7 protein-coding genes are annotated in these 12765 nt (G+C 36.9%); 3 read left to right on the top strand and 4 right to left on the bottom strand.

Features of this window, described 5'->3' with window-relative positions; genetic code table 11:
• Window positions 1-135 precede the first annotated feature (135 nt).
• Complete coding sequence (locus RLO81_RS17435; RefSeq protein ID WP_350114660.1) at window positions 136-2289, top strand: ATP-binding protein; 2154 nt, start codon at window positions 136-138, stop codon at window positions 2287-2289.
• Window positions 2290-2306: 17 nt separating this feature from the next.
• On the opposite strand, the gene RLO81_RS17430 is transcribed toward RLO81_RS17435, so the two are convergent.
• From RLO81_RS17430 to RLO81_RS17415, 4 genes are all read right to left on the bottom strand, one after another.
• Window positions 2307-2534 carry a hypothetical protein gene (locus RLO81_RS17430; RefSeq protein ID WP_350114657.1) on the bottom strand — a complete coding sequence of 76 codons (228 nt, stop codon included), beginning with the start codon at window positions 2532-2534 and terminating at the stop codon, window positions 2307-2309.
• 155 nt (window positions 2535-2689) lie between these two features.
• Window positions 2690-5779, bottom strand: coding sequence for an ATP-binding cassette domain-containing protein (locus RLO81_RS17425; RefSeq protein ID WP_350114654.1), 3090 nt, complete (start codon window positions 5777-5779; stop codon window positions 2690-2692).
• Window positions 5780-5866: 87 nt separating this feature from the next.
• On the bottom strand, window positions 5867-8362 hold the full coding sequence (locus tag RLO81_RS17420) for a M1 family metallopeptidase (RefSeq protein ID WP_350114651.1): 2496 nt from the start codon (window positions 8360-8362) through the stop codon (window positions 5867-5869).
• A gap of 68 nt (window positions 8363-8430) precedes the next feature.
• Window positions 8431-9120 (bottom strand): SDR family NAD(P)-dependent oxidoreductase, encoded by a 690-nt coding sequence (locus RLO81_RS17415; RefSeq protein ID WP_350114649.1) that lies wholly within the window; start codon window positions 9118-9120, stop codon window positions 8431-8433.
• Window positions 9121-9264: 144 nt separating this feature from the next.
• On the opposite strand from RLO81_RS17415, the gene RLO81_RS17410 reads away from it, so the two are divergent.
• Entirely contained in the window at window positions 9265-10017 is a 753-nt protein-coding gene (locus tag RLO81_RS17410; protein WP_350114646.1) for an outer membrane lipoprotein-sorting protein, read from the top strand.
• A 59-nt stretch (window positions 10018-10076) separates the two neighbouring features.
• On the top strand, window positions 10077-12765 hold a 2689-nt coding region (locus RLO81_RS17405), incomplete at its 3' end, for a VPS10 domain-containing protein (RefSeq protein ID WP_350114643.1).

Below are 12765 nucleotides of genomic sequence, written 5' to 3'. Positions count from 1 at the left end.
AGGAGGCTTACAGCCTCCTTTTTTTATATTTCAATCTTTAATCAAATTAATTTAATAGGTCAAAAAAACCCTTACCCTACTCCTCATTTGGATAACTTGATTCACATGAGTAAATTATCAAATTAATTGGTTTCAATGCGCTCATTTTCTCCTATTTTATTCGTAATCGCCCTTTGTTTTAACGCCCAAGCGGAGTTGCTTGATTCCATTAGCATTAAAAATTTTGGTACAGGAGACTACAAGGCTGCTTCTGCCAACTATACTGTGGTAATTGATGAACTGGGTGTACTCTATTTTGCTAATGAAAATGGCATTTTAAAGTATGACGGCAGCGAATGGGAACTGATTCCTATTACAGACTTTGGTGGAGTGTATTCCATTACATTAAGTGATGACGGTAAATTTTATATTGGTGGGGTCAATGAATATGGCTACCTCGAACGCGATTCTTCAGATAACTTTGTTTACCACTCTTTGCGAAGTTCGTTAACAAAACAGCATGAATTCGGTGCGTTTTGGCAAATCCAGGCTTTAGGCCAAGACATTTATTTTGCTTCATACGAAGGCTTAGTTCAATATGATGGTGAAAGTTCTCGGCACATTGATATAACCAATAGTGGAATATTTGTGCTTAACAACGAATTAGTAGTCTCAAAGTTCGATGGTTATCTATATACAATACTCGGAGATTCCAGTGAGTTACTTAATGATCAGTATAAGTGGAAAAATGATAATGTGTTCGCAGTAATGCAGTGTCTAACAGATGATTCGTTTATTTTCTCTACTTCTGAAAATGGATTATACAAATACTTTCCAGATAGAAATGAAATGATGCCATTTACAACTTCTGATGATGCGTTTTTAAAGGAAAATGGTATTTATGATGCACACATTTTTAGAGATAGTTTGTATGCGTTTTCCTCGTGGACAGCAGGATTAATAATTATGGATAAAAATGGCCAAATACTATCTAAAGTTGATAAATCGGAAGGAATGCATAGTAATGCCCTTCATGATTTTGTAATTGATAAAAGAGGCCATATATGGGCTGGCAGACCAACTGGCATCAGTTATATCCAATGGTCTACTGACTATATTCGTGATGGATATGTTCCAAAAACTTATATTACCAAAGTGAGGTCTAAGTACGATGAGGATAATAATTTGAGACTTTTGGAATTTCGATTTGCCACCCCTGGCTATGACAAGTCTGACATTCAATACTCCTACTATTTAGATGGCTATGACGAGGGGTTTGGGGATTGGTCGCAAGATGTTAAGAAGGAATATACCAATCTCGATGGTGGTAACTATACGTTTAAAGTCAAGGCAAAACTTCCGAGCGGACAGACGACAGAAATGCAAATCCATTCATTCACTGTACCTACTCCATGGTATCAAACCAAAGCATTCATTTTTAGTGCAATTTTGGTAGTATCCGCATTTATATTTTTAATGTTTAGATACAGGACTAAACGCTTAAAACTACTAAATAAGCGGCTTGAGAGAATAATAAATAATAGAACACAGGAGCTTATTGAGCAACGAGAACGAATAAAACTTGCCAATGACGAACTTATCCTAACAAATACAGAATTAGATAACTTTGTTTATAGATCATCGCACGATTTGGTGGCGCCACTTAAATCTTTGAAGGGGCTCATAAATTTAGCGATGGCCGAAGAACCTAATGAGCGGCAAAGCGAGTATCTTAAAATGATGAATTCCAGTGTGGCCAAACTGGAAGATTTTATCAAAAGCATTATGGAGTATTCCATCAATTCGAAACGAGAAGTGGCTAAAGAGGATGTCTTCCTTGATAACATTATCGAAAGCATTTGCCAGGACTTACAATATTATGATAATTCCGATCGCGTTAAGTTGATTAGAAATTATGATAGGAATTTAATCTTAAAGTCAGATGAGAGCAGGTTGAAAATTGTACTTAGTAACCTGATTACCAACTGTATTAAGTATCATAACTACAATCAGGAGTCACCAAAAATAGTTGTGAATGTAGACCTTAACTATGCTAAAGGCATTTCTGTTATAGAAATTTTAGATAATGGCATGGGGATAGCAAAAGAGCATTTAGACAAAATATTTGATATGTTTTTCAGGGCTTCTAGTGACAAAGCTGAGGGTTCTGGCCTGGGTTTGTATATAGTAAAAGATACTGTTACTAAAATTGGTGGTCAGATTGATGTTGAATCCGAAATTGGCAATGGAACCGTGTTTAAGATTACGCTTTACGATTCCTTACAACCAGTTAGTAAGCAATCCGTCTAGCAAAGATGGGAATAATACTATTTCTTTAAATCATCTAATTGCTTTGCAACATGTTCAAGTAATTCTTGTCCATCCGAATCTAGCTGTGAAGTAATTGATTTGGCTTTTAAATAGTTAAAAACTTTCTTCAGAGTGATTTCAGCCGGGTTTTCAGGCTTGTCATATTTTTCCTTTAAAGATTTGTTCAACTCTTCCTTCAATTTATTGAAGTGCGTTTGAAGCATTACATCAGACATGGATTTCATGAATGAAAAAGTTTATCTGAAAAACAATTAGTCTAAAAAATAACTTAAAGCCAGCAATACCACTTTGGTTAGATAGCTCCGAATAAGTCTACTAATTTAATAATTTTTAAGAAATACAGGATTAGGAGCACTCAACAAACATTTTGGTAACTGAACTACCCCCCTAGCCGCGTCTTTTTATCGGTCACTTTTTTAATAAGTTTTTTCAACGCATCAAAGTAAAGTGTAACAAATAACGTCATTGTCATTAACCAAATCACTACTATGTTAAAGTTGAATGTATCAAAGTACATCCCTGCAAAATGCTTTACTGGCACGTAAAATTTTGCCCTAAAATCGAAAAAATGGTCAGGTCTGTGGTCTGTATAGTAAATTGGATAGATCTTTCTTACCAACCTATTATCAATTTCAATTACCCTAAATTCAGATGTATTATTCAGTAATGCTGTTACAATGGCTTCATTTTGGTATTTGAATTTCATGTTGCTCAGTGAGTCAAGACTCTCGCCTGAAGTAGCAAAGCTAGCTACAATTGCTGCCTTTTCTTCTTCTGCTTCTACAAACTCATTGGCATACATTTTCTTTAGCTTGGTTAGAAATTCTTTTGTTGTAATGTATGTAGTCGAATCAAAGCGCTCAATAACCAGCCGGTCGAGTTTGTCAAATTTATCCGTACCAACATGTTGTAATTCGTTAATCACTTCATTGCGTACTATCTCAAGTGATTTTCTTATATCATCGGCAAAGTCGGCATTCAGCTTGTAACGCATATTTACAAAAGCATTTGAGAGTTCCGACTCGATTCTGGGAATATAATATAGCTTTTTATATTCAGCATCGGCAGCTTTTTTATCCACATCGTAAAACATCCTCTCATACGGATTATCTTTATACTGTGTCACTAAAGCTGCCTCAAAAGCCCAACGCGATGCCATCATCTCGCCTACTATCGGCACCCCATCCATGGTACTTACTGCTGGGTTAAATTTATCGAAATTGATAACTACCCCACTTAGTAAGAGCTGTGGAATTAATAGCAATGGAATGAGTATATAAATTGTTACCGCTGAGTTGAATGAAGCTGAAATATTTAAACCTAACAAATTCGAAAAACATGAACAGCTGAATAGAATCATCCAAAACGAAAGGCCCATATCCTTTAAGCCTAATATGAAGTTACCTATCACCACAAAAGAGCCAGTTTGAATAGCCGACAATGTAAATAAGATTAGAATCTTAGAAAGCAAATAACTTCCTTTGCTTAGGTTAAGAAAACGTTCACGTTTCAAAATTTTCCTGTCACGAAAAATCTCCTCTGCACTCACAGTAAGCCCCATAAAAAGAGCTACGATTATGCTCATAAAGAAGTATACAGGGATATTATCATTTTCATAAAACGAATAGTGTGGGTTTGTACGATCTATAGTAGCATAATACCGCACTAAAAATGTCATAAAAATGGCGAGAATAGGTGCCTGAACAAGGTTAATTATCAAGTATTGCTTATCACTCAGTTTAGATAATAAATCTCTGATAGAGAACACCTTGAGCTGCTTGAAGAAATTGGGGATTTTCTGGGATACTTTAATCCGTTCTTTCGTATGCTCAATCTTTTTAGGCTTGTTATTCTCCCTGAAGTATTGGTACCATTGGCCGGGGGATATCTTCCTGGTATTAGTTAATCGGCCATACTCATTAACCACTTTGGTTTCGATGATACTAAATATCTGCTCAGGATTTATGTTGCCACACTCAGGGCAAGCATTTTGTTTTCTGTTGGCAGCATTTACAATATCTTTGAAATAGGTGATGGCCTCTACAGGATTGCCATAATAGATTTGGAAACCACCCGCATCTAAAATCAGCAGATCGTCAAACATTTTGAAAATATCAGATGATGGCTGGTGTATTACCACAAATACCAGCTTACCCCTTAATGATAACTCCTTCAATAGATCCATAATATTTTCCGAATCTTGAGAGGACAATCCAGAAGTGGGTTCATCAACATATAAAACGCTCGGCTCTCTAAGCAACTCAAGGCCTATGTTTACTCGTTTCCGCTGTCCGCCACTAATTGTTTTATCTAAAGGCGATCCAACTCTTAAATGCTTTATTTCGTGTAATCCGAGGTTTAACAATACCTTATCTACTAACTCCTCAGTTTCTTCCTCAGAATACTGACTAAAACACAACCTGGCCGCGTAATAGAGATTTTGGGCCACTGAAAGTTCTTCCATCAGTAGGTCGTCTTGCGGAATGTAGCCTATCACACCTTCTACTAGTTCAGGTGTATCATGAATATTTATATTGTTGATTAGTACTCTACCGCCAGATGGCTTTTCATTACCATTAATTACGTTTAGCAAAGTAGATTTTCCTGAACCACTGGCTCCCATTATGCCAATGAGCTTGCCTCCATCTACATTAAAATTCACATTTTGTAAACCGGCTCTGCCACTTTTAAAATGATAGAATAAATGCTCAGCGCTGAAGGTAATTTTAATTTTATGCCTTGAGTGGAGAAACCTGCTAACTACATCGCTGTAATAAATGGTATCGATCTTATCGCCCCTGATTGTACTACCTGTCGGGAAAATTTCAATTTTCCTACTCTTTAACGCAATACCATTTAAATATAAGGTGCTGATTCCCAAATACTTAATAAAGTATGTTTCAATATCAGCTAATCTAAATATTGATATAAGACCCGTTAAATTTTTCGATACTATCCTTGGGCCTTTGGTCTGGTAGTCGCCTGATCCCTCATCGATAATTAATATATCTTTTGAAGATAGTTCATCTAGATCCTCACCCGTAACAAAGGTCTTTAGTGCACCAATATTTTTGCGGGTAATTTTAAGTGCCTCTCCTATGTAAAAGATTAAATTTTCCTGTCGCTCAGAAATCTCATGATCAGCATAAACAAGTTCTATAATTTTTGCCACTAACACAACTTTTTGCTGCGCTGTAAGTGCCAGGTTTACTTGTTTGGCAATAGCCATAATTTTCGACCAGTCTTCTACAAAGGCAAGGGTATCATCATCTAAATCATCTAAACCATCATTTTCTTTAATATTCTCGCGGCAGCGATTATCAAAAAGCTGTAAGTAATATGGTATTGCATCCTGATTAAGATGAACTGAAAGAAATTCCTTAATATTTGCTCGCTCATCTTCCGTTACCCGTTCTTTTGCTACTATGGCAAATAACTGGATAATGGCCTTCAGTAGTTCTTCACTCATTTATAGTCAGTTATCTTCAGTTTTTTAAAGACAAGGCCAAATAATAAAAGGTTGTCCATTGATACAATTAAACTAGTGGTTAATTTACTAATAATTGCGATCAGTAAAGTGATTATTTGACCGAAACAGCAAATCACTAGACTGAAGTAGCTTATTTTTTAAATCTTGAGGCATAGTATGATTGCGATAGAGAAAGTTCTTGACTAACTCATACGCTTCTTCAGAATTATGTCCTTGAAAAATGGCATCCAGCCACCTTTTAGGAAAAAAGATATCACCAGTACGTTTTATTTCTTCAAGCAAGGTCAAACTAGCTTCTAAGTGGCTTATGGACTGTTTCTGAAGTAAAGGATGATTAAATAATCGTAATGCATCAAGTACCCATTCTTCACTCTCACGATTTTCAGGTTTCTTAAGGCTGTTAAAAAACTTCTGCCGTTCTTCGGGGCTTCGTGTAATTGATTTCCTCACAAATTTAAAGCGAGCCAACTCATCAGGATTACTTATTTGCGTTTGATGATGATTTAAAATCGAGTCTGCTTTCTGTTCATTTCTTATTGAAAGTTGATACGCCAGTTGTGTTCTATCAAATTCGCTTAAATTATAGTTTTCAAGCTCCATGTTGCCACTCCAAATGCCGAATAAAACATGCCAGGCCGGTTCAGATTCAAATACTTTAGTTAGTGCGGAAAACATAGTGCTACGTGCCCCTGCCTCTTCCCTGTTTATTATTCCATTAATTAACACACCTTCTAAACTTGGAGAAACATTCTTTCTTTGAACATCCGAAAGAAACTGCCAGTAAAGAATTTCAATACGTTGGCACAGGTAATTTAATATGATCTGTTCTTTTTCTTTCGATAGATTACGGATCATTGATTTCAATAGCTCTATTTTGTCGATATCCCCTCTGATAGCTCCCTCAAAGAAGTTTAACCAAATAGAGCTTCTCCTTATTGGGTCAGAGATTGAATCAACGCTGTTCAGGTAATGATAAGCACTAACTGAATCCATTTTAAAATACCCATAACCTAATCCGCTGCTATTTGGTAGCAAAAAAGAAATGTTTCCTGTCTTTTTCGATAAAAGATGCTTATCAAAATAAATAGAATGTGTGATAGAATCATTAACCAAAACATCTAGAGACTGATGCCAGAATTTTCGGGTATCACCATGATGAAAAAAGATGAGTTCTTGTTCCCGTATCTTGTAATCAATAACAGGCATACCTTCTCTTTCTACCCACTCTTTGTTCCATTGTTTAAGGTCTTTGTTAGTTTGTTCAGATAGAATGGAAATGAGGTCATTCCATGTTGCATTGTTAAAAGAATAATCCTTCAAATAGGTTTGAATGCCTTTTTGGAATGCTTCTTGCCCCATAATTCGCTCTAACTTATACATTACAATTGGTGCCTTTTGGTAAATAATATTACCATACAATGATCCCGCATTCTTTAAATTATTTAACTCCTGGCTGATAGGATGCGTACCCATTGAACGGTCTACTTCATAGGCTTTCGGATAATGCGATAAAACAAACTGTAGTTCATGGTTAATGTCTGGAAAAGATGGTGCAATAATTTTAGCTGCCATAAAATTCGCAAACACTTCTTTTAACCAGACATCATCGAACCATTTCATGGTAACCAAATTGCCAAACCACATGTGAGCCACTTCATGAGCAATTAATCTTGCCCTATTAAGTTTTTGTACATCTGAAGCATTCTCATCTAAAAAAAGTGAAGATGCTTTATAGAAAATAGCACCTGGGTGCTCCATTCCATTGTATTGAAAAGCAGGAAGCAATACGTAATCTAATTTTTTGAAAGCATAATCAATATCCGTGTACTTCTCCAACCATTGCTGAGATTTGAAATGCCAGTCAAATATGGCTTCGAGATTATTTACTACTTTCAGTGAATCTGTTTCTCTATGATAGAGCCTGGTTTCCTGGCCGTTTAAACTAACCGTCTCCACCTTAAATTCGCCAGCTGCAAAGGCAAATAAGTAAGAACTTATGGGTAATGTCTGTTCAAATTTATAGAGCAATTTATTGTTTACCTGCTTTTCTACTACTGTACGTGAATTGGCCACAGCCTTCCAATGAGACGGAATGATAAGTTCAAGGGAATATTTTGCCTTTAAATCCGGTTGATCAAAAAGGGGAAAGCAAGTAGCTGCCCTGTCAGGTACAAATAAGGTGTATAAATAATTATCTTTTCTGTTTAACGATAAATCACCGGCAGTAAATTCAATGAAAAGCTCATTATGTTCAGACACGTGCCTTTTGTCAATTACAATATGTTCATCAACAAATTCAAAAGGTATTTCCGCTCCGTTAATCTTTACAGCAAGTACATGCTGTTCTTCTGAATTAAAGTCTAAAATTAAATTTTCAGACTGTAAATCCGCTTCAAATTTTATGGATGCCTCACCAGAAATAGCTGAATCCTTTACAGTGGGTATATCTAACTTTAGATGATATTCTAAGTTGGATATCTGTCTTTTACGCAATGCTGCCAGCTCTATTGAGATACCCGCATCTAATAAATGACCTTCCTCGTCACATGATGTGAATATCAAGAAACAAATAAGGCAAAAAGCAATCCCGCATCTTATCATCTCATAAACTTAATGAGATTGATGCAATTTTATAACATCCGTAAAGTAGACATACCGCCATCTACACCTATTACCTGTCCTGTTATCCAGCCTGACTTATCACTAAGTAAAAACTCAGCCAGATTAGCAATATCTGCAGCTTCTCCAACTCTTTTTAGTGGATGGCGTTCACCTGATTTTTCTTTTTTCTCATCAGAAGATAAGATTTTTGCGGCCAAAGGCGTATCAGTTACCGAAGGCGCAACAATATTCACTCGAACTGTTGGTGCTAACTCTGCAGCCAAAGACTTTCCAAAGCCTTCAATAGCCCCCTTTGCTGCTGCCACAGAGGTATGGAATGGCATGCCTTGCGCTACAGCAACAGTACTAAATAACACGATTGATGCGTTAGAAGATTTTTTTAATTTATTTAAGTTGGCCTGAATAGACTTAACTGCGCCTAATAGATTGATATTCATATCCTCCTGAAAATCATCAATAGAAAGTCTATTAAAAGGTTTAAGATTTATTGAACCAGGGCAATAAACCAAACCATCCAGCTCTTCTCCATCGTATTCAAATGCCTCTTTAGTAACATCCGCACTTATATGACGGATGTCTCCGGCAAGTTCTTCACTCTTTTCTCTGCTTACTACGGTTACGTTGTGTGATTTTGATAACGTATTTGCCAAACTCAGCCCAATACCTTTAGTACCTCCTATAATTAAATAATTGTTCATGCAATCTTAACCAATGAGTCATGCATTTGTTCACAATGGTATTTGTTAAAATATCCTAATAATTAACCATTCATTAAGTTTTGTAATAATTTTTGCAGAGTTGTTACTAACATTAACAAACTATTAACCCAAACGAATAAAACAATGAAAAAATTAACTCTTTTTGCTATAGGTCTTTTAGTGGCAGGCTTTGCTACTGCACAAACAGCTGATGAAATTGTAGATGGCTATTTCGAAGCTACAGGTGGTTATGATGCATGGGACAACATACAAAACCTGAGAATAACAGCTAAAGTAAATCAAGGTGGACTTGAGATTCCATTAGTAGTGGTGAATATGAAAGATGGAAGACAGTTTACTAAGTTTACTGTTCAAGGTAACGACTTCATGCAAGGTGTTTTCGATGGTGAAACTCTTTGGAGCACTAATTTCCAGTCTACAAAAGCTGAAAAAGCTGATGCAGAATCTACAGCCAATCAAAAGTTAGAAGCCAACGATTTTCCTAGTGATTTGTTTAACTACAAGGATAAAGGCTATACGCTTGAATTGGAGGGCGAAGAAACCATTGAAGGAACTGAGGCACACAAATTAAAACTTACCAAAGAGCCAATTACAGTAGATGGCGAAGAGGTAGAAGATGTGGTATACTTCTTCTTTGACAAGGAAAGTAACGTATTATTAGCTCAGGAAGAGTCTATTGTGCAAGGCCCGCAAAAAGGTGCCATTGCACAAACAGTTTTCAGTGATTATGATGAGGTAGAAGGCGTATATTTCCCATTTTCAATCACTCAGGGCATCAAAGGTGTGGGTATGCAACCATTAATCATTGATAGCATTGAAGCGAACGTAGAAATTGATGAAACAATGTTTGCGTTTCCAGAAGAAGCTGGCGAATAAGCTATAATTTCAAAGGCTACCTATTCAGGTAGCCTATTTTATTAACTATGATTAAGAAAATGAAGAAAATATTATTTGCAGCATCTGCTATGTTATTATCAGGCTGGTGCTTAGCACAAGAAGAAGAAATAGTTCTAAACGGTAAAGAATTGTTTGGCGACTTACAGGCAAGGCAAATTGGCCCTGCCATTATGAGCGGTCGAATAACTGATTTAGAAACTCACCCAACGAATGATCGAATTATCATTGCAGGAACTGCAGGTGGTGGTGTATGGAAAAGCTCGAATGGTGGTTCATCATTCACCTCCATTTTTGATGAACACCCACAATCTATTGGTGCCGTAGCGATCGACCCTTCTGATCCTGATAAAACTATTTGGGTTGGAACCGGTGAGGTTTGGACTCGAAACAGTGTGTCTGTTGGAGATGGATTGTTTAAATCTACAGACGGTGGCGTAAACTGGGAAGAGATCAAAGGTTTTGAAAAGTCTGAGCGAATCAGTGGAATTGAGATCAACCCAAATAACTCCAATGAAGTATATGTTGGTGTATTAGGCGCTCTTTATTCCGACAGCGAAGTAAGAGGTGTATACAAAACTATTGATGGCGGTAAGACATGGAATAAAGTATTATACACAGATCAGAAGACAGGTTGCAGCGACATTATCATGGATCCGAATGATCCTAATACATTGTATGCTGCCATGTGGGAGTTTAGAAGAACTGCCTGGTCGTTTAATTCAGGTGGCGAAAATAGTGCGCTGTACAAATCAACGGATGGCGGTAAAACATGGAATAAAATTCATAATGGTTTTCCTAAAGGCAAATTAGGAAGATTTGCCATTGCCATTGCGCCATCCAATTCCAACAGGTTGTACGCAGTTGTTGAATCAGAAAAAGATGAAGAGAAAGGCCTTTACAGATCTGATGATGCCGGTAAATCATGGAAACATTTAAATAAAGACTTTGGCCTCGTTGTTAGACCATTCTATTTCTCAAGAATTACAGTAGATCCTAAAAACCCTGATATCGTTGTAAAAGGTGGCTTATTTGGATCTATCAGTAGAGATGGTGGTAATACCTTCAGAAACTTAGGCAATATGCACCCAGATATCCATGATGTTGTATTCGATATCAATAACTCAGACCGAATGTATGTAGCAACAGACGGTGGTGTTTACCGGTCTTGGGATGGTGGATCTACCATGGAAATTGTGGCTAATTTGCCCGTTTCTCAATTCTATCATATCAGTATTGACGATAAGGAGCCTTATAATATTTATGGGGGCCTTCAAGACAATGGTTCATGGTATGGCCCTTCAAGGTCTCCAGGCGGCATTGAAGCCAGAGATTGGAATGTAGTAGGTATTGGAGATGGTTTCAGAGTATTAAAACATCCAACAAAAGATTTTATATATACTGAAATGCAAGGAGCACAAAATGTGTGGCGTATTGATTTAAAAAATGCGAGAACCAAAACAATTCAGCCATTACCGGTAAAAGGTGATCCTAAATTAAGATTCAATTGGAATGCTCCAATGGCGGTAAGTAAACATCAGCCAGATCGTTTTTACATGGGTAGTCAGTTTCTTCATAAATCGGAAGATATGGGTAATACCTGGACTAAAATATCCCCTGACCTAACTACTAACGATCCAAAGAAACAAAATCAGGAAGAGTCTGGCGGATTATCAAAAGATAATTCTGGTGCTGAAAATCACACCACTATTTTCACAATTGCAGAATCTCCAATTGATGAAAAAATTATTTGGGTTGGTACAGACGATGGAAATGTTCAGGTTACTAAAGATGGTGGCAAAACATGGACAAACACTGTTAAGAATATAAGTGGTCTGCCAGCCAATACGTGGGTCTATCACATTGAAGCCAGTGTGCATGATAAAGGAACGGCTTATGCCGTATTTGACGGTCATCAAAGTGGTGACATGAATACATACGTATATAAAACCTCTGACTATGGAGCTACATGGAAGTCAATTGTTACCGATGAAATCGAAGGATTTGCAAGAAACATTCAGGAAGACTTTGTGCAGCCTGATCTTCTATACTTAGGTACAGAGTTTGGCCTGTTTATCACCATTGACGGTGGAAAACACTGGAATAAATTCACTAATAACATGCCGGCTACTGCAGTGCATTTCATAGAATTAAGTGCAAAAACCAATGACCTGGTTTTAGGGACACACGGCAGAGGGATTATCATTATCGATGATATCAGCCCGTTGAGACAAATTAATCAATTGGTGCTTAAAGAAGATGTTCATTTCTTTGAAAGTCAACCGTCTGTAATTGTGGAAGAAAGCAGTTTTGGCGGCACCGCCACTGAAAGAGAGTTCGTTGGACCTAATCCTAACAGGGATGTTAAAATCATCTATTATTTAAAGAAACGGCATACGTTTGGTAAGATGAGTATGGATGTATACGATATGGAAGGCAATCACATGATTGATCTTTCCCCTGGAAAATCGAAAGGTATAAATGTTGTAACTTGGAACAATCGTATTAAGCAACCAAAATTAGCCAAAGGCAAAGGGTTAAGCTTTGGTGGTTTTACTGCACCAAGAGTACAAGCCGGAAAATACAAAGTGGTAATGACTAAAGGAAAAGATACCTATGAGACTGAAATAGAGTTGATTAACGACCCTAACTCTCCTTTAACTACTGAGGATAGAATGGCTCTTCACAGAACTACTATGGAATTGTACGAGATGTCTGAGCAATTGGCTT

Origin of the sequence: Fulvivirga sp. (assembly GCF_040220315.1) — a bacterium.
Taxonomy (GTDB): Bacteria; Bacteroidota; Bacteroidia; order Cytophagales; family Cyclobacteriaceae; genus Fulvivirga.
Note: the sequence above shows the minus strand (reverse complement) of the source record. Positions and strands in the feature narration are given on the sequence as shown.

Coding starts and splice junctions, on each gene's coding strand:
- RLO81_RS17425 (WP_350114654.1), bottom strand. CDS start 5,779: ATGAGTGAAGAACTACTGAAGGCCATTATCCAGTTATTTGCCATAGTA.
- RLO81_RS17430 (WP_350114657.1), bottom strand. CDS start 2,534: ATGAAATCCATGTCTGATGTAATGCTTCAAACGCACTTCAATAAATTG.
- RLO81_RS17435 (WP_350114660.1), top strand. CDS start 136: ATGCGCTCATTTTCTCCTATTTTATTCGTAATCGCCCTTTGTTTTAAC.
- RLO81_RS17415 (WP_350114649.1), bottom strand. CDS start 9,120: ATGAACAATTATTTAATTATAGGAGGTACTAAAGGTATTGGGCTGAGT.
- RLO81_RS17410 (WP_350114646.1), top strand. CDS start 9,265: ATGAAAAAATTAACTCTTTTTGCTATAGGTCTTTTAGTGGCAGGCTTT.